Source organism: Lachnoclostridium sp. Marseille-P6806 (assembly GCF_964238185.1).
Taxonomy (GTDB): Bacteria; Bacillota; Clostridia; order Lachnospirales; family Lachnospiraceae; genus Brotaphodocola.
Genome location: NZ_CAXSLG010000007.1, coordinates 213716 through 232294, shown reverse-complemented (window position 1 = coordinate 232294; position 18579 = coordinate 213716). Strand labels below are relative to the sequence as shown.

General features: G+C 48.3%; 13 protein-coding genes. 4 read left to right on the top strand and 9 right to left on the bottom strand.

The features are described from left to right. The first annotated feature begins 579 nt into the window (after positions 1–579). From ACESON_RS10990 to ACESON_RS10980, 3 genes are read left to right on the top strand one after another with little or no spacing between them, the layout of a single operon-like run. Positions 580–1158, top strand: a complete 579-nt coding sequence (locus tag ACESON_RS10990; protein WP_373109828.1) for a DUF4358 domain-containing protein — start codon at positions 580–582, stop codon at positions 1156–1158. Positions 1159–1161: 3 nt separating this feature from the next. Next, on the top strand, positions 1162–2565 hold the full coding sequence (locus tag ACESON_RS10985; protein ID WP_177958565.1) for an MBOAT family protein: 1404 nt from the start codon (positions 1162–1164) through the stop codon (positions 2563–2565). A 23-nt stretch (positions 2566–2588) separates the two neighbouring features. After that, positions 2589–3743 (top strand): DHHW family protein, encoded by a 1155-nt coding sequence (locus ACESON_RS10980; RefSeq protein ID WP_373109826.1) that lies wholly within the window; start codon positions 2589–2591, stop codon positions 3741–3743. An 86-nt stretch (positions 3744–3829) separates the two neighbouring features. Here the strand turns inward: ACESON_RS10980 and ACESON_RS10975 are convergent, their stop codons facing one another. The 9 genes from ACESON_RS10975 to ACESON_RS10935 all read right to left on the bottom strand — a co-directional run bounded on the left by ACESON_RS10975 (position 3830) and on the right by ACESON_RS10935 (position 17090). Further along, positions 3830–5488 carry an SEC-C metal-binding domain-containing protein gene (locus tag ACESON_RS10975; protein ID WP_373109824.1) on the bottom strand — a complete coding sequence of 553 codons (1659 nt, stop codon included), beginning with the start codon at positions 5486–5488 and terminating at the stop codon, positions 3830–3832. A gap of 131 nt (positions 5489–5619) precedes the next feature. Beyond that, positions 5620–6474 carry an aldo/keto reductase gene (locus tag ACESON_RS10970; protein ID WP_373109822.1) on the bottom strand — a complete coding sequence of 285 codons (855 nt, stop codon included), beginning with the start codon at positions 6472–6474 and terminating at the stop codon, positions 5620–5622. 28 nt (positions 6475–6502) lie between these two features. Further along, complete coding sequence (locus ACESON_RS10965) at positions 6503–7651, bottom strand: glycerate kinase (protein WP_177958562.1); 1149 nt, start codon at positions 7649–7651, stop codon at positions 6503–6505. Between the two features lie 121 nt (positions 7652–7772). After that, positions 7773–8672, bottom strand: coding sequence for a dihydrodipicolinate synthase family protein (locus ACESON_RS10960; RefSeq protein WP_373109819.1), 900 nt, complete (start codon positions 8670–8672; stop codon positions 7773–7775). Positions 8673–8696: 24 nt separating this feature from the next. Further along, complete coding sequence (gene garR / locus ACESON_RS10955; protein ID WP_373109818.1) at positions 8697–9581, bottom strand: 2-hydroxy-3-oxopropionate reductase; 885 nt, start codon at positions 9579–9581, stop codon at positions 8697–8699. A gap of 177 nt (positions 9582–9758) precedes the next feature. Further along, positions 9759–11654, bottom strand: coding sequence for a PrpR N-terminal domain-containing protein (locus ACESON_RS10950; RefSeq protein ID WP_177958559.1), 1896 nt, complete (start codon positions 11652–11654; stop codon positions 9759–9761). A 32-nt stretch (positions 11655–11686) separates the two neighbouring features. Beyond that, positions 11687–14998 (bottom strand): SbcC/MukB-like Walker B domain-containing protein, encoded by a 3312-nt coding sequence (locus tag ACESON_RS10945; RefSeq protein ID WP_373109815.1) that lies wholly within the window; start codon positions 14996–14998, stop codon positions 11687–11689. Continuing rightward, on the bottom strand, positions 14995–16134 hold the full coding sequence (locus tag ACESON_RS10940; protein WP_373109814.1) for an exonuclease SbcCD subunit D: 1140 nt from the start codon (positions 16132–16134) through the stop codon (positions 14995–14997). The genes ACESON_RS10945 and ACESON_RS10940 overlap by 4 nt, the downstream gene beginning before the upstream one ends. Beyond that, on the bottom strand, positions 16131–17090 hold the full coding sequence (locus ACESON_RS10935; RefSeq protein ID WP_373109812.1) for a LysR family transcriptional regulator: 960 nt from the start codon (positions 17088–17090) through the stop codon (positions 16131–16133). Before ACESON_RS10935 ends, ACESON_RS10940 begins: the two co-directional genes overlap by 4 nt. Before the next feature lie 123 nt (positions 17091–17213). Here ACESON_RS10935 and ACESON_RS10930 point away from each other — a divergent pair, with 123 nt between their 5' ends. After that, on the top strand, positions 17214–18494 hold the full coding sequence (locus ACESON_RS10930) for a serine dehydratase subunit alpha family protein (protein WP_373109810.1): 1281 nt from the start codon (positions 17214–17216) through the stop codon (positions 18492–18494). Positions 18495–18579 lie beyond the last annotated feature (85 nt).

Genomic DNA, 18579 nt, shown 5'->3' with positions numbered 1-18579 from the left:
TTCAGGGTTTTAAACACTGTTCAATTTTTCATTTTCAAGGTTCATTTCGTTGTTGCTTTTGTTCTCAGCAGCAACTCGTTTATCTTATCACAGTCGCTTGCGTTTGTCAACAACTTTTTTTATTTTTTTCAAACTCTCTTGAAGTTTGTTGCCGCCGTTCTCAGCGGCGAGTTATATCATATCAAATGCTTCTACAAATGTCAACAGTTTTTTTCAATTTTTTTATTTTATGTTTTTTAAAGCAGTCCAAAGACCAAAACTACTTCTAAAATACCTTTTCAGAATATTTTTCTATATAGAAATAATACACCCATTCCTCCAAGGTTTACGCAAATGGCAGAGCGCATCTCCATCAAGAGAGCATTGCCCTAGAAAAACTATGAATGATTTCTATGTCAAAGGAAACTATTTCTTTCCCTCTTTCTATCTTTTTTAAAGAAGTTTGTAATATATCCGTTTCTGTTTCGATGAATTCCGTAAGAAAGCTTCATATATTTGTAAATTGCCTTTTCCTCCTCCCTCACTTATAATATGTCATACAGACCCCCCCCCGGGGCAAAAAAGGAGGATAAACTGATTATGATGAAAAAACAACTGACTGCATTTTTTATGGCAGCTGCTTTATCTGCTGCTTCTCTTACTGGCTGCTCCGGCAGCACCGCTTCCAATAATCCTGCTGGACAGGAAACCACTGCTCCTGAAACAGTGAAAGAGGTATCTCTGGAGGATGTTTTAAGTGATATTAAAAATGCTTATGGCGAAAATTATATTCCCAATACAGAAATGGACGAACAAATGCTGAAAGATGTGATTGGACTTTCTCCTGAGCTCTGCGAATCCTATGTGGCAGAGGCTCCTATGATCAGCACCTTTGTTGAAACCTTTATCGGCGTACAGGCAAAGGACGGAAAAGGCGATGATGTAGAAGCCGCCTTAAATGCATATCGGGATCGTCTGGTAGGCGATACCATGCAGTACCCCATGAATATTGCCAAAATTCAGGCTTCTCAGGTTGTGCGCTATGGCGACTATATTTTCTTTGTTATGCTGGGTGCTCCCAGTGATGCTTCCATGGAAGAAGGCGATGAAGCTGCATTAGAATCTGCTGCCGAAAACAATCAGATTGCCATTGATATTATCGATGGATATTTCAAGTAAGCCATGGTATTCAGCAGTCTTTTATTTCTGTTCCGCTTTCTCCCACTGTTTCTGGCGCTGTATTTTGCAGCGCCGAAATCTCTCAGAAACGGAATTCTGTTTTTTGGAAGCCTGATTTTCTATGGCTGGGGAGAACCTGTATACATCTCTCTCCTGCTGTTTTCCACTCTGGTTGACTTTATTCACGGCAAGCTGGTGGGATATTTTAAAGAGAAGGGAAATTTAAAAGGCGCCCGCTTGGCGGTCGCGTCTTCCGCTGTTATCAACCTTTCCCTGCTGTTTGTTTTTAAGTATACGGATTTTGTTATCCGCTCCTTCAACGAACTGACCGGAAGCAGCTTCCCCCTTCTGGGGCTGGCTCTTCCCATTGGTATTTCCTTTTATACCTTTCAGACCATGTCCTATACCATTGATGTCTACCGCGGAGAAGCACCTGTTCAGGACAACCTGATCTCTTTTGGTGCCTATGTTTCCATGTTTCCTCAGTTAATCGCCGGTCCTATTGTCCGTTATCAGGACATTGCCGCTGAATTAAACTGCAGACGGGAAAATCTGGAACAATTCTCTCTGGGTATCCGTTATTTTATCATTGGTTTGGGAAAAAAGGTGCTTCTTGCCAATCAGGCCGGAGCCCTCTGGACTGAAATCAATGGCATTTTGCCCGAGGAGCGCAGCGTCCTTATGGTATGGCTGGGAATTCTGGCCTTTTCCTTCCAGATTTATTTTGATTTTTCCGGCTATTCCGATATGGCAGTCGGCATGGGCCATATGCTGGGCTTCCGGTTCCCGGAAAACTTCAACTATCCATATATTTCCAAAAGCATTACGGAGTTCTGGAGACGGTGGCATATTTCCCTGGGAACCTGGTTTAAGGAATATGTATACATTCCTCTGGGCGGCAACCGGAAAGGCGGTCTGCTTCAGGTTCGCAATATTTTGATAGTATGGCTTCTGACTGGAATCTGGCACGGTGCCAGCCTGAATTTTCTAATGTGGGGAGTATATTTCGGAATTTTGCTTCTTTTTGAAAAATTCATTTTGAAGAATATTTTGAAAAAACTTCCTTCCTGGCTCCAGCACACATATGCCTGTCTCCTCGTGATCTTTGGCTGGGTGCTGTTTGCATTTGAAGATCTGCATGCCGGACTGGCCTATCTGCTGCAAATGTTGGGAGTCAGCGGTCTGCCCTTCTCCAATGACAGAACTCTGTTTCTTCTGCTGGGAAGCCTGTCTCTGCTGGTATTTTCTGCATTCGGCTCTACGCCGCTTCCAGCTAAACTGGCAGACCGGTTCTGCAAAAAAGGCCGTACGATACTGGAACCTCTGTTTTTAGGAGCTGTTCTGTTTCTGTCCATTGCTTACCTGGTGGATGCAACCTATAACCCATTTTTGTATTTCCGCTTTTAACCGGAACCTGGAAAGGAGCTTATATGAAAAAGAAAAACAAATACCCGGCCGTTTTGACGGGACTTTTCTGCGCCTTTCTGGGCTGCGGAGCTCTTGCCTCAGTTTTCATGCCGAAAAAGAGCTTTTCAGAAACAGAAAACCGTTATCTGGCCCAGATGCCTTCTCTTACCTGGCAAAGCCTGAAAAGCGGAGCCTTTGGCACGGAATATGAAACCTACCTCAGCGACCAGTTTCCCTTCCGTGATCAGTGGATTGGCATAAAAACTACCGCAGAACAGCTGCAGCAGAAAAAAGAAATTAACGGAGTCTGGCTCGGAAGGGATCATTACCTTATAGAAACCTTTTATCAGGAAGATCTGGATCCGGAGCTTTCCGGCAAAAACCTGGATCGCCTTTGTCAATTCGTCAGTACCCAGGAGTCCCTGATGGGAAAAGATCATGTGCGGGTAATGCTGGTTCCGTCTTCCTCTGAAATTATGACGGAAAAACTTCCGTCCTTCGCCGCCCCCTTCTCCCAAGCCGCCATTACGAACCGCCTGGAAGAAAAGGGCATTGGCAAAATGCTGGTTCCTGTCCGGCAGGCCCTGTCAGATGCCAAAGAGCAACAGGAGCCCTATTACCGCACGGATCACCACTGGACCTCCTTCGGAGCCTTTACCGGCTACCAGGCCTGGGCGGCATCTCTTGGACTTGATTCCTTTAAGCCATCTGATTTTCAGCAGGAAACCGTTTCCGATCACTTTCTCGGAACCATTCACTCCAAGCTGAATATTCCGGTACAGGCGGATTCCATTGTTCTTTACCGGCCAAAAAAAGAACCGGTCTGGAGCGTCTATTACGACGGCTCTGACAGTCCGGTTCCCTCCCTCTATTCTATGGAAGCGTTAAATACTCGTGATCAGTACCGGGTATTCTTAGACGGCAATCATGGCTGGACAAAAATCAAAAATCACAGCCAGGCAGACGGAAGCAAGCTCCTGATTATCAAGGATTCCTACGCCCACTGCTTTGCCCCCTTTGCAGCTCTTCATTTTGAAGAGACGCACATGATTGATCTGCGCTACTATAATGGAAAAATCAGCAATTTCATAAAAGAACAGGGTATTACCGATGTTCTGGTTCTCTACCAGATTCCCGGTTTTCTGAAAGACCGGAATGTCAGCAAGCTGACCTGGTAAGCCATGCTGATATGATGTAACTGTTTGGCCATGCGTCTTCTTGCCCGCTTACAGCGGACAGGAGACATGGCTGAATTCTTACGGTATTATCTGTTTTTTCCGCAGCATTTCTTATACTTCTTTCCACTGCCGCAGGGACAGGGATCGTTGGGATAAATTTTTCTTCCCGCTGTTTCCTTTTCTGCTTTGACATTTCCTGCCAAAACGGAGCCTGACGAACCTAACGGCATCCTTCCGTCATTTCCTAAAACAAAATCATCCCCCTGAACCTCTACCGGCGTATGGCCTCTGAGAATCAGCTTCCGCGTATTGTTGGCAGCATTGGATTCAAGAGAGATAAATCTGTGATATGCCTCCTCTGATGGAAATTCAAATCCGGAATTCTTCATCCAGTCCAAAGTGACAGCCAAAGGCTCTCCCATGCAGGCATGATCCCACAGAACAGACAATACTGTTTCCCGGATTTCCTCTCCGGCGCCAAAAGTCTCCTCCAAATATTCTCCCAGCTTCCGATACCAGATATCTCTGGACGGATATCCATGACGGGCGTAATCCTCTGCCTCTTTTGCGTCTGGAATATAAAAACTCTTTCCGCTCTGGCTGTTTTCAATTTCCTGATACACGTCATTAAACAGAGCTTCTATGGCAATTACCTTTCCATTCTGAAGCTGGCAGCTTCTGTATTTCTTCGGAAGGCTTTCAAAAACCCTCTGGAAGTCTGCAGAACCTGCATCCAGTCCGCTGTATTTTTTATACATTCGGTACACAATTTCCTGTGGTGCTGATGCATAAAACAACTCCACAATCCGCACACATACCCACATCCAGTACTGTTCCCGTCTCTGGAGCCGGTATTCCGATGTGTTTATTGCGGAAAACACATCTCTGACATCAGCAGCCACCTCTGTCTGTTCATCCTCGTAGGCAATCAGATAATCCAGCTCATAGATTGGAAGCAGAAGTTCCAGCTCTTTCTTATCCGGGCAGAAACATCCTCTGTTCAATGCCCGCTCCATAGCTTCCATGGATTCCTCCGGAACGGTCATCAAACGTTCCTTCATTACTTCAGGACGCAGCAACTCCTCAGCCAGCTTCTGAGCCAGCTCGGCATCTGCCATCATCCTGTATCCTGCCAGGAAAATTTCTTCTGCAATATGTTCCAGATCCTCTCTGTCATAGGCATTCAGATAATCTCGAAGCAGCGGACCTCTCCGCATTTCCTCCTGGCCGAAAGCATCCTCCTGGCTGAGGCCTTCCTTCTGCTCTTCGCCTTCTTCCTGTCTGTCCCCCCCGTCTGCCAGGAAAAATCTTTCCTGCAGCTTCTGGTTCAGTTCCTCTGGAGCCGTCCATTTCCATGTTTCCGGATCATCCTTCTGCTTCAAAACAGCAGGAAAACAGGGTTCCTCCTCCAGAAGCTTTTCGATCTCACATCGAAATTCCGGCTTTGTTTCTCGACGGAAGGTAAACCACGCTTCCGTTTCCATCATAGGATCAATGCTGGTTTCAGAAGCATCCTTATATTCGAACGGGGGTCTGGCAACCGCCGAAGCATCTCCCTGCCATTCTCTAATCTGCACCTTTTTCTGGAAAAACTCAAACTCATACCAGGCATTTTCCGCCGTCTCTGTCACAACCTCCAGAATCGGAGCCAGCTGAGAAAAGGTAATCCCCGCCGGTACCCGGCACCGTTTCCATACCAGGGGCTTCGAATTTTTTATGGCAATTTTTAACTGATAAGCTTTCATTAACAGGCCTCCGTCTTTTTTCTATACATAATAATTCCATGAAAACAACAGTTTAGAACGGTCTGAAAAGGCCGTCCCCAACTGTTGCCCATTAGATTTTAATATGTATCCAGAAAAATCACAAGAGGAATTTACACAATATTCAGATAAACCTTGTGTGACGGTGCGGGGAATTCCTGATCAATCCACTCCAGTTCTTCCTGCGACAGCACAATCCTGTCTGCCCCTGCGTTATCTAGCGTATGCTCCTTTTTCCCGCTTCTGGGAATTGCAATCGTACTCCCATCACGAATCGCAAAAGCCAGAAGAATCTGAGAAATGCTTGCTCTATGCGCTTTTGCCACCTTCTTCAAAACTGAAGATTCATAAAGCCCTCTGCGCAAATCCCCACCCTGGGCCAACGGACAGTATGCCATCAAAGGAATCTGATGCCGTCTCAGCCACGGCAGAAGATCATATTCGATTCCCCTGGACGCCACATGATACAGTACCTGATTTACTGCACAGTTTTTTCCTCCAGGCACAGACCACAGCTCTTCCATATCTTCTGTATCAAAATTGGAGACTCCCCAGCGCCGGATCTTCCCCTCTTTTTTCAGCTGCTCCATACATGCCACCGTCTCCTCCAGAGGAATTCCGCCTCTCCAGTGAAGCAGGTACAAATCAAGATAATCCGTTCCCATACGCTCCAAACTTGCCATACAGCTTTTAAATATGTTTTTCCGTCCTGCATTGTGAGGATAAACCTTGGAAACCAGAAACAGGTCACTTCTGTCCATCTCCCTTATGGTCTTTCCAATCAAAAGCTCTGCCTTTCCGCTTCCATACATTTCTGCTGTGTCAATCAGTGTCATACCTGCGCTGATCCCTGCTGTCAGCGCTTCCTGCTCTCGCAGCTCATCTGCCTTCTGTTCCCCCAGAAACCAGGTTCCCTGACCCAGGGCCGGAACCTGCGTCCCGTCAGGCAGAACTACATAATGTTCCATCGCATTCTCCACTTCTTTCTCTGTTACTTTATTCTGAAACTCCTGATATTTTCATTCCGGTACGCACCATGCGGAAGGTTCTGTCTGCGGCCTCTGCATACAGCTCCTCTGCCCGCGAGAGAGCTTCCTCCAGATCCATCGCTCCGTTTATGGTTGACATTATGCTTTCCACACCAAAGTCATACATTTTTTCAGCGCCGTCACCGATACCGCCAACAATCGCTACAGCTGGAATTCCCTTTGCCCTGCATCTTAATCCGACTCCGCTGGGAACCTTTCCAAACGCTGACTGCCAGTCCATACGGCCTTCTCCTGTCACGACCAAATCCGTTCCTTCCAGAAGACTGTCAAAATCCATCAAATCCAGCACAGTTTCAATTCCCGATTTCAGATTTGCATGAAGATATCCGCAGAGAGCTGCCCCCAGACCTCCTGCTGCTCCGGCTCCGGCCATCTGCTCCACATCCATTCCATTTCTTCTCATAACGCCGGCATACTGCTTCATTCCCGCCTCCAGACGGTCAAGAATATCCGGAGTTCCTCCCTTTTGCTTTCCAAAGGTATAAGTTGCTCCGTCCGGTCCTGTCAGTGGATTATTCACATCGCACATAACCGTGATCTCTGCTTCTGATACAGCTGGATGAAGACCGCTCACATCGATCTTATCCACCTTTTCCAGATCCCGTCCGCGACCTTCCAGTGTCCGGCCCTCCTGATCCAAAAAACGTACTCCCAACGCCCTCATAGCGCCCATACCGCCATCATTGGTAGCGCTTCCGCCGATGGCTACGGCAATCTTTCTGTATCCCTGCTCTAACGCATCACGAATCAGCTCTCCTGTTCCATAAGTCGTTGTCTCCAGAGGATTTCTTTTTTCCACCGGAACCATAGGAAGACCGGACGCGGCAGCCATTTCAATCACCGCTCTGTCACCGTGGAACACACCGTAAGAAGCCGTTGTTTCCTCCATCAGAGGACCGTGAACCTTTACCTGACGGTACTTGCCTCCGGTTACAGTAATCACCGCCTCAACTGTTCCTTCTCCTCCATCTGCTATAGGCACTCCCACGGTTTCACAGCCCGGAAATATTTTCTCTGCCGATGCTTTCAAAAGGCGGATAATCTGCTGGGATGACAGGGTTCCTTTAAATGAATCTGATGCAAATAATAATTTCATAGCCCCTCCTGAACCATTAATTTATTCTGTAAAAATACATAAACCGGCCAGATTGTGGGGGATGGCCGGTTTATGATATCAATATATGGCAGTAAATTTTTCTTGTTTTTGTTCGTTCCGATTACAGCAGTCCTGCTTTTGTCATCTCTGCTTTGATCTTGTCCAGAACCGGTCCCTCCGGTGTTGCAAGATTCGGAGTGTAGGGAAGACCGATATTGCGTCCCCGCAGGTTAGCCATATCCTTTGCTGCTACCGGGAAGCTTGCGCCGTCCATGGAAAGGCGAACCGGATTCAGTTTAAACTGTGCCTCCAGAGATCCCTCCAGATCTCCCCCGACATACTTATTATAAACGTCTGTAATCAGCTCAGGCATAAAATTTGCCGCAGTGCAGACACCGCCTACCGCTCCGTGGCACAGAGAAGCATACAGCAGGGTATCCTTTCCGCCGAATACCTTGAATCCAATGTCTCTGTTTCTCCGGATAAACTCAGAGGTCTGGGTAATGTCTCCGCTGGTATCCTTCATTCCTACAATGTTGGGAACCTCATGGGCCAGACGCTCTACCAGATTAGCTGACAGAGTATATCCTACACGTCCAGGGTTATTATACAAAAGCACGGGAAGTTCCTCCACTGCATCTGCAATCGCCTTAAAATGGGTAAACAGCTCTGTCTCCGTCGGCTTTAAAAACATGGGCTGCAGCACTGAAATTCCTGCTGCGCCGCCTGCGGCTGCCATTTTAGCAAGACGAATACACTTTTTGGTGCTGATGGCTCCGATACCAAAATATACCGGGACACGCCCTGCCACCTGATCCACAACGATTTTCAGACCGCGCTCCATCTCGTCTTCTTCAATCACATAAAACTCACCGTTGCTTCCATATAACAAAATTCCGCTTACTCCACCGTCAATCACATAATCCACTTGACTGCGAATTGCCTTCTCATCAATCAGTTCATCCTGATCAATGGGTGTAATCATCGGAACAACGACTCCCTTGATAAAATCTGTATTCATACCCGTCTCCTTCGTCCCCTGGGATTATTTTACAATGCTGGTACCGGAAATTTTCTCGTAGTACTTCACAATACTTGCGTGATCCTCTTTATCGCAGCCTTCTGTTCTCAGGAACTGCATAACCTCCATCATCTGAGCAGTCAGAGGAGCCGGAGAACTGATAGCATGAGCTGCATTCAGTGCGTTGGTCAGATCCTTAATATGCAGTTCAATACGGAAGCCCGGCTTGTAATTGCCATCCAGCATCATTGGCGCCTTTGCATCCATAACGGTAGAACCTGCCAGTCCTCCGCGGATTGCCTGATATACCAGCTCCGGATCCGTTCCTGCCTTCTTTGCAAAGGTCAGCGCCTCTGCCACTGCAGAAATATTGATTGCGACAATCATCTGGTTTGCCAGCTTTGCTACATTTCCGGAACCCAGCTCGCCAACATAAACAACAGAACCTGCCATAGACATCAACATATCATAATATTTGTCAAACAACTCTTTTTTGCCGCCGCACATAACAGAAATGGTTCCGTCAATTGCCTTTGGCTCTCCACCAGATACAGGGCAGTCCATCATGTCAATGCCCATTTTTGCCAGTTCTGCGCCGATTGCCTTGCTCTCCGTCGGGTCAATTGAGCTCATGTCAATAACAACCAGTCCCGGCTTTGCACCTTCTGCAACACCATTTTCTCCCAGAACTGCTGCTCTTACATGGGGAGAATTGGGAACCATAGTGATTACTGCCTCAACCTGGGAAGCCAGTTCCTTTCCACTTTCTGCAGCTGATGCGCCGTAGGAAACCAAATCAGCCACTGCATCTTTGTTAAAATCATATACAACCAGATCATAGCCTGCCTTTAACAGATTTTTTGCCATGGGTCTTCCCATAATTCCTAATCCAATAAATCCAATTTTCATGATATTTCCTCTCTTTCCTGTATTCCTGTGCCTCAGGTATCTATGACTGCATTATAGATATCACAGCGAAAAGAAACAATGGTTGAATTTCATAAAAACAGGATTTTTTCTTGTTCATCTGCCACAATCCTTCATTATTATTTCATATTCATTTCAAAATAATTGCATTTCATTTCTTTATGCAATCCCCCACAGTTTCATTTTTCTCCACAGCGTTGTTTTGCTGATTCCCAGCGCTTCTGCTGTTTTTTCCCGGTTTCCATTGTACTTTTTCAGCGCAGCACGAATCCGGCGCAGTTCCTCCGGCTCTTCCTCTAACGTGCCTTCTCCTGGCAGATTTAGACCTGGCGCGCGGTCAGGGACAGAAGGTTCCGGATACAATTCTCCAAGCAGTCTTTTCACTGTGTTCTCATCAATGGAACGCTTTCCGGCTGTTAAAATCAGCCTTTCACAAAAGTTCTCCACCTGAAACAGATTTCCTCTCCATGGATATTCCATCATCACCGCCCTGGCTCCTGCCGTCAGAACATGAAACCGTCCATACCGCTCACAGCAGCTTTGCAGTGTCATATCCAGCTTTCTTTTCAAATCCTCTTTTCTCTCCCTCAGAGGCGGTATGAAAAGCTCCAGTCCAGACAGAAGAAAATACAAATCGCTGCTGATTTTTCCTTCTGCCTCCAGCTCCGGCAGAGGACATTCTATTGTTATCATAATGCGCACATCGATCTTTCTCATACGGGCAATGTCTGCTCCGTGGCATACCTGAAACCGGATCAACTGACACAGACGGTACTGGTTTGCCAGAGTCAGCTCCTCTGCATTCCTAAGAAGCAGGGTTCCGCCCTGAGCCTGAAGGGCCGCCCCCCTGGAACCAAAAATCAAGTCCCTCTGTTCCTCGCCGGACAATCCCCGGCAGGGAATATCAAGAAACGGCCCCTCTTTTCTGGGACTGCTGTTGTGAATACTTTCTGCCAGCATTCGTTTTTCCGTTCCCGGCTCTCCCCGCAGCACTACCGGATACCGTGACAGGGCATACAGACTGGCAAGGCGCACACATTCCTGCATGGCAGGAGACCCCTGAAGGATATCCTCAAAACGCACCAGAGGCGGAAGCCCCCTTTCCTCCTGCTTTCGCCTCTGCTCCTGCCGTTTTTCCTTCGTCCCTGCTCTGGGAGCTGTTTTATGACAGGTAATAATTGCCCCTTCTACCCGTTCCTCATAGAGAACGGGAGCAATTACTGCAAAAACAGGCGTGTGATTCCATTCCAGAAACAGAGAAGAGTCCTTCCCCTCCTTCAAAACCTGCCGCAGCACTTCCTCGCCCAGCAGGGGTGCAAGTTCTCCTACGAAAAGTCCTTTCAGCTGTTCCTGTTTTTTTCCAATAATATCCTCCATCACAGGATTTACTGCCGTAATCAGCCCCTGACTGTCCAGACGGATTACTCCGCTAAAGGAATAATCCAGGAGTGTTTCCATCTGGGCTGCTGTCTTTTTCTCCACCTTCATGGCATAATCCAGATTCTCTGCCATCGCCATAGCCTGACGCATGGAATCTTCTGTGGTGGAAAGAAATAGGGAGGGAACCCCTGCCTCTGTGGCAATGGAAACTGCTGTATCTCCTCCAATCACCAGATCCACACCGTCCTCCACAGCCCTTCGCACAATCCCTGGAAGCTGCGCCCCCTGCTCTGCAAAATACATGCGAAGATCGATTCCGTAAAGCTCGTCAAAATAAGACATGTCACAAAACATATTCCGGAATCCCACTACAGCAATAACCGGACGTGATTTCGCCACAATCTGTCTGGCTCTCATCACCAAAAGAGCCATTTCCTGTGCTGTCAGAACAATTTCCACTACAGGAATATCGGTGTACTGTTTGATCAGGGATGCCTGAAGTCCTCTGGCAATGATAATGGATGCCCCGTCCGCTATGGCTTTTCTGGCCTCCATAACTGCATTCTCCGTAGAGATTACCCGCATTCCGTGAATGGTATATTTTTTCTCCTGTAATATGTTATGAGCCTGATGAAGCATTTCCTCTCTGGACACCAGAAGTATTGTCTTTCCCATCTGTCTTCTATCCTCCCTGTATTTTTCTTCCGCTACCTTCCTCCTGCGATTACCTCCGCCCTGCTTCCTGTTCCTTCCCGGTTTCTGCATCTGGTTACCATGATTTTATGATCAATCCTCTCCTTCAGCTCAGAAACATGGGAGATAATTCCAACCAGCCGTTCTCCCTCTGTCAATCCCTCCAGTGCCTTCAGGGCCTGATTTAAGGCATCCTCATCCAGTGAGCCAAAGCCCTCATCTACAAACATGGCATCCAGGCGGATTCCGCCGGTTCTGGACTGAATTTCATCCGAAAGCCCCAGAGCAAGAGACAGGGATGCCTGAAAGGTTTCCCCGCCGGACAAAGTCTTCACACTGCGCTCAGAACCATTATAATGATCAATTACATTCAGCTCCAGACCTGCTTTTTCTTTTTTATTGTCGCTGTCCTCCCTGCGTTTCAGCTCATACTGCCCGCTGCTCATGGTCATAAGCCGCAGATTTGCCTTCCTGAGAATCCGATCAAAATAATTCATTTGTATATAAGTTTCCAGTTCGATTTTCTGCTTGCCGCTCAACGTTCCATTTGCAGTATCAGAAAGATCCTTCAGCCACACATATTCCTGCTCGGCCTGTTCCATAACCTGCCGCCGTCCAATGACTGCATCATAAATATTCCTGTTATTTTTTCCGGCTGCATACTGAGCATCCCTTTCTCTGGAAAGTTCCTGCTTTTGTTCCTCTGCCAGCGCAAGCGCTTCCAAAATACCAGCTTCCTCCAGACCTTCGCTTTCCGCCAGCTGGCTTTTCAGCGTCTTCTCTGCCTGAATCAATCCTGCCAGCAGCTCTTTCTGCCTCTGATACCTCTGTCCGCTCATCTCCCGTGCAGACTCCAGCTGTGCCTTTTTCTCTGCCCACAGTCTGATTCCCGTTTCCAGCGCCTCCTTCGTCTCTCCTGCCGTTTCTCCCTGCAAGTCAAGAATTCTCTCCTGGTATCCCTGAAGCTTAGTTCTCTGTTCTGTCATCTGCTTTTCACAGCTATGGATCACCGTCTCTGCCTCTTTCCGATTCTTCTCTGTCTCCTCCCGGCGCTGCTCCAGAGTTTTTCTTCGTTTCTCCCAGATGCTGTTTTTCTCAAGCTCTGCCATAACCTGACACCGTTTTTCCTCCAGAACAGATAAAAGTCCAGCGGCATGCTCTGCCGTATCATAATCCTCCGCATCTGCCCGCACAGTCTGCTCTTCGGAGTTCTTTTCCATTCCATCCTCCTCCCGCAGTCTGCAAATCTCCTCTAAACGCTTCTGAAGCTCCTGACACCCCCGTTCATCTGCTGCTCTCTGTTTCTCCATCTCCCGGAAAGCATTTTCCTTTTGCTGAAATTTCTCCTCCCCAGCCTTCAGACATGCCTCCAGCTTCTCTTTCTGCTCTTTCTCTGCCTCAGCCTGTCTTCGGCGGCAGCTGATTTCTTTTTCCAAAGAAATCAGCGTCTGTTGCTCCTTTTCTGCCAGCGCTTCCAGCTGCTCCGGCTCTGACACTCCATACAGCGACATACCAGCCTGAGCAAGCTGTTCTTCTTCCTCCTCAAGGCGTTTTCTCCACTGTCCGGCTTCTCCGCTGAGCCGCTCTGTTTTTCCTTCTGCCTGATTTACTTCTTTTTCCTTTTTCTCCAGTTCTTCCTTCCCTGGTACGTTTTTCTGTACGCGGGCAGGCATAGGATGATGAAGAGAACCACATACAGGACATGCCTCCCCCGACCTCAGCTGAGCGGCCAGAATGCCTGCCTGTCCGTCAAGAAACAGCTGCTCCAGCTCTGTGTACTGTTTTCGCAGGCTGCGGCTGATTTCTGCTGCTGTCCCATACCTGGCCTGAAACTGTTTCAGATTTTCCGCTGCCGTTTTCCATTTGCTGATCCGTTCTGTCAGATGAAAAAGCTGAATTTTCCTATTTTCCAAAACCTGCTGTTCCCTTTGAATCTGCTCCAGAGAAAGCTCCGCAGCCTTTGCCTTTTCAAACTCCTCCCTGTCCTGCCTCAGCCTTTCTCCAACCTCAAAGGATTCCTTCTGAAGCAGAGACAGCTTTTCCTCTGTCAAGCTCAGCCTTTTCTTGGCCTGCTCCCACAAATTCCTGCCCTTCCCCAGCTCTGCCTGCTGCTGCTCCAGTCTCGCCTTTTCTGCCAAAAAGCGCTCTCTCCTGCCGTCAAGTCCCTGAAACTGTTCCAGTGCCTTTTCTATAGAATCCGCTTCCTCCTCCAGCTTCCCTAGCTTCTGTCCTTCTGCCTGCGCCTTCTTTTCCACTTGTGTAAGCGCCTGCCCCAGATCTTCCAGCTGTCTTTCCAGCTGTTCCATGGTACTCCATTTTTGCAGACGCTCTTTTGCCTGACGAATCTGCGTCTCCAGCAGCCCACAGTCCTCTGCAGCCTTCAAAGAAGCATCAGCTTCTCTCTGTGCCAGCTTCAGCCCCTCCTCGGCCTGTTTCCTGTCAGCCATCTTAACTTCCAGATCCTGCTCCAGTTTTTTTCTCTGCTGAAGCTTTTCTGCCCGCCCTGTTTCCCGCCTGATCGTTTCCTCCAGCTTTCTTAAAGAACTGTCCATTTCCTGAAGACGCTTTGCATCCCGTCCCAGAAGCTGACTTAAAATTTCCATACCGCGGACTGCTTTTCCGTCAAAATGCTCCTTCTTCAGCTCCTGAAATTCCAAAGACAGCTCTTCATCCTGCCCTGCATCTACTCCATCCAGATACTGGCTGATGCTTCGGCGCAGCTCATCATACTGCTTCCACCTCTTCTTCACCTCTTCCTTCAGCCGGTCCTGCACCTCCCGATACAGCCCCGTATGAAAAAGCTGTCTGAAAATCTCTCCTCTTTCCGCTGTTCCCGCCAGTAGAAGCTTCTGAAAATCTCCCTGAGCAATCATGGCAATCTGCGTAAACTGCCGGTAATCCAGTCCGGTCAGCTCCGTAATCGCTTTTGTAACCTCTCTGGCCTTTGTAACTGGCTGCCGCCCGTCCGGGAAAGTCAGTTCTGCATCCGCCTTCTGAACAGTCATTCCACTTCCTCTTCCCTTGGGCCGCAGATATTCCGGATTTCGACGCACCCGGTAAGTTTTTCCCTGATAGGAAAAGGTCAGCTCCACAAAGGTTGGCGTTTCCGGCGCTGCATATTTGCTTCGGAACATTCCCGACTCTCTGACCTGCCCGCTGGCCTCTCCGTACAGCGCAAATGTAATTGCATCAAAAATTGTGGTTTTTCCTGCTCCTGTATCCCCTGTAATCAGGTAGAGCCCGCCCTTTCCAAACTTTTGAAAATCAAGCTCTGTCCGCCCTGCATAAGGGCCAAATCCACTGAGAATCAAATATTCCGGTCTCATACTTCCCTCTCTTTGTCAATCTCTTCCATCAGTTTTCCTGCAAAGGCCCTCTGCCTTTCACTCATAGGACTGTTATTCTGCAGCTCATAAAATTCTTCAAACAACTCCAGGCCTGTTTTTTCCTCCAGCCTTTCTACAGCCTCAATCAAATGACCCTCCCTTGTCCTTTTGTTGTCATACTCCAGGCGCATCAGATTCGGATAAACCACCCTCAGCTTCTGCATTCCATCTGGCACATCTTCTTCGTCCGTCAGAGTAATCTGCACATAGTCCTCCCGATCAAACTGCTCATAAAACGATTTCGCCGTTACCTCCAGATACGTTCCCCTGAGTCTTCTCATATCGTGAAGCGGCTTCAGCGGAATGGTTCTGACCTGAATATTTCCTTTCTCCCTCAGTTCCGCCACTGTCACAGATTTTTGCTGCCCTGCCTCAGAAAAAGAATATTTTAATGGCGTTCCGCAGTACCGGATTGTTTCCCGGCCAACCTGCTGCGGGCTGTGAATATGTCCCAGCGCCACATAATCAAATGGCTCAAACAGCTCTGCACGAATCTGATCCAGTCCGCCCACAGCCAGCTCCTCTGATTCACTGAGAGATGCCCCGGTTACAAACTGATGAGCTGCCAGCACATTCCTTTTTTGCGGATCCAGGTTCAAATGAGAAAGAGCTGTGGAAACAGCCTCCTCACTGGTATCTGCCGGCTCATTTTCATAGACATGGCGTACTGCTGCCGGTTTTAAAAAGGGAAGAAGATGAATCCACACTTCCCCCCAGGAATCCTCCAGACACACACTGGTAAGCTTCCCATCATAAACCGGTGCCGAAAACACACGGCTTTCCCGCATCAGACGGCTTCCAAAGGCCAGACGCTCCGCTGAATCGTGATTTCCGCTGATGAGAAAAACAGCTGTACCTAATCTGGAAAGCTCCGTAAGAAAGTAGTCAAAAACCTGCACTGCCTCTGCAGACGGCACTGCTTTGTCATAAATATCTCCAGCCAGAATCACTCCATCCGGCTGCTCGTCCTTTACAATGCCAAGGATCTGCGCCAGAATATATTTCTGATCCTCCAGCATGGAAAACTCATTTACCCGTTTTCCAATATGAAGATCCGATAAATGGATCAATTTCATAATCCTGCACCCACTTTCTGTTTTTTATGTATTGATGATTCTTTCCCCTTGTGTGTCTTCTCCGCTTCTGCTCTTCCGTCCGTTCCGCCTGCCAGCCGGAAAAACTCCTCCATTTCCCGCGTAACCCACTTATCCTTGTGATAAAGAATCTGCCTCCACACCTGCATATGAAAATCCTTCACATCCAGAACGGCAAGCTTTCCCTCACTGACCTCGGCATGAACGGTAAATTCCGGAAGAAAAGATACTCCCTCCTGCAGAATCAGCTGGCGAATAATATAATCCGTATTGCCAATCTCCAGAAACGGCGTAATTTCCAGTCCCTGTGAGGCCAGAAACTGATCCAGAATCAGACGGTAGCTGACATCTTTCTCTGTAAGAAGAAATGACTGGTGCACCATCTCCTCCAGTCTAATTCCCCGCTTCCCCGCCAGAGGATGAGCCACCCCCGCCAGAAAACGGACATTTTCCGCTTCCTCCAGCGCCTTTACCCACGTTCCACTGCAGACTCGCTTATCCAGCAGATAGACAAAATCCAGAGTATTCTGGTCCATCCGCTTCAGCAGATTCTCAGGCGTATCCAGAATCACTCTGATATTCACCTTCGGATGCAGCCTGTGATAGGTCTGAAGAAGCTCCGGAAAAATAGCCGCGCAAATCGATTCCACCGTACCGACACACAGTTCCCCGGTCAGCTCTCCTGTCTGAGCCACAGCCTGTCTTGCCATTTCCAGATCCCGGACAATCCCTGCCGCATACTCATAAAAAATCACTCCCTGATGGGTCATGGTGGTCTGCTTTCCAATCCGGTCAAAAAGGTAGACTCCCAGTTCTGCCTCCAGCTGCTTAATCTGAATGGTTACTGCCGCCTGAGAATAGCCCAGATTTTTCGCTGCCCTGGAAAAGCTCCTCTGTCTCGCCACTTCAAGGAAGGTAATCATTTCTCTCAGTTCCACGACGATCCTCCTGTGTCTGTTTAATAATTTTTAATCATATTATAAAATCATTAAATTTTACAAAACTATATCCTCATGATACACTGAATTTAAATAAACCGTCAAGAAAAAAAGGAGATTACCATGGAGAAAAAAGATCCCAGATACCAAGCCTATCTTCATATTTTACAGGAAGAACTGATTCCTGCTCTCGGATGCACAGAGCCTATTGCACTGGCCTACGCAGCAGCAGCAGCACGAAAAGCCCTTGGACAGCTTCCCCGGCGCATCCATGCCGGAGTCAGCGGAAGTATTCTGAAAAATGTAAAATCTGTCATCGTTCCCAACACCAATCACTTAAAAGGAATCCCCGCCTCTATTGCCGCCGGAACCATTGTCGGACAGCCGGAAAAACAGCTGGAAGTCCTTTCCGGAATTACCCCCGACCAGGCCGAAGCCATCAAAACCTATCTGGAGCAGACAGAAATCACCGTTGAGCACATTGACAACGGCATCACCTTTGACATTGTCATTACAGCCTTTGCCGGGGAAGATTCTGCCTCCGTCCGCATTGCCGGATACCATACCAACATTGTTTCCGTTGAAAAAAACGGGAAAAGCCTTCTGAACAAAGAATATGCCGGCGATTCCGGAGACGGGCTGACCGATCGGAGTCTGCTTTCCATGGAAGGAATCTGGGATTTCATCCAGACTGTTGACATTGACGATATCCGGGAAATTCTCGACCGCCAGATCGCGTTTAATATGGCCATTGCCGAGGAGGGAATCCGGGGCGATTACGGCGCCAATATCGGCTCTGTTCTCCTGTCTATGGATCCGCCCAATATCCGTGTCCGCGCCAAGGCGATGGCAGCAGCCGGCTCTGACGCCCGGATGAACGGCTGCGAGCTGCCTGTTATTATCAATTCCGGCAGCGGCAATCAGGGAATCACCGTTTCTGTTCCCGTTGTCGTTTATGCCAGAGAATTAGGCAGCAGCAAGGAGCAGCTTTACCGGGCCCTCGCCCTTTCCAACCTGACTGCCATTCACCAGAAAACCCCCATCGGACGTCTTTCTGCCTACTGCGGAGCTGTCAGCGCCGGAGCCGGAGCCGGAGCCGGAATCGCATACCTGTGCGGAGGCAGCTACAAAGATATTACCCACACCGTTGTCAATGCCCTTGCCATCGTATCCGGTATTATCTGCGACGGCGCCAAAGCCTCCTGTGCCGCCAAAATCGCTTCTGCCATTGACGCCGGAATTCTGGGCTACCACATGTACAAAAACGGCCAGCAGTTCCATGGCGGAGACGGTATTGTTACAAAGGGCATAGAAGCCACCCTTCAGAACGTAGGCCGTCTTGGCAAGGACGGAATGAAAGAAACCAATGAGGAAATTATCCGGATTATGCTTGGAGATTGCTGACAGTTCCTCCATGCATCTTCTTGCCCATTTTATCCTTTCGTGCTACAATACGTTAAAGAGTTTCGCAGGCGCGGTTTTCATCATA

Bases quoted from the DNA above. Each gene is read 5' to 3' on its own strand.
- ACESON_RS10980 (WP_373109826.1), top strand. From the start codon at position 2,589: ATGAAAAAGAAAAACAAATACCCGGCCGTTTTGACGGGACTTTTCTGC.
- ACESON_RS10940 (WP_373109814.1), bottom strand. From the start codon at position 16,134: ATGAAATTGATCCATTTATCGGATCTTCATATTGGAAAACGGGTAAAT.
- ACESON_RS10960 (WP_373109819.1), bottom strand. From the start codon at position 8,672: ATGAATACAGATTTTATCAAGGGAGTCGTTGTTCCGATGATTACACCC.
- garR (WP_373109818.1), bottom strand. From the start codon at position 9,581: ATGAAAATTGGATTTATTGGATTAGGAATTATGGGAAGACCCATGGCA.
- ACESON_RS10970 (WP_373109822.1), bottom strand. From the start codon at position 6,474: ATGGAACATTATGTAGTTCTGCCTGACGGGACGCAGGTTCCGGCCCTG.
- ACESON_RS10930 (WP_373109810.1), top strand. From the start codon at position 17,214: ATGGAGAAAAAAGATCCCAGATACCAAGCCTATCTTCATATTTTACAG.
- ACESON_RS10965 (WP_177958562.1), bottom strand. From the start codon at position 7,651: ATGAAATTATTATTTGCATCAGATTCATTTAAAGGAACCCTGTCATCC.
- ACESON_RS10990 (WP_373109828.1), top strand. From the start codon at position 580: ATGATGAAAAAACAACTGACTGCATTTTTTATGGCAGCTGCTTTATCT.
- ACESON_RS10975 (WP_373109824.1), bottom strand. From the start codon at position 5,488: ATGAAAGCTTATCAGTTAAAAATTGCCATAAAAAATTCGAAGCCCCTG.
- ACESON_RS10945 (WP_373109815.1), bottom strand. From the start codon at position 14,998: ATGAGACCGGAATATTTGATTCTCAGTGGATTTGGCCCTTATGCAGGG.
- ACESON_RS10985 (WP_177958565.1), top strand. From the start codon at position 1,162: ATGGTATTCAGCAGTCTTTTATTTCTGTTCCGCTTTCTCCCACTGTTT.
- ACESON_RS10950 (WP_177958559.1), bottom strand. From the start codon at position 11,654: ATGGGAAAGACAATACTTCTGGTGTCCAGAGAGGAAATGCTTCATCAG.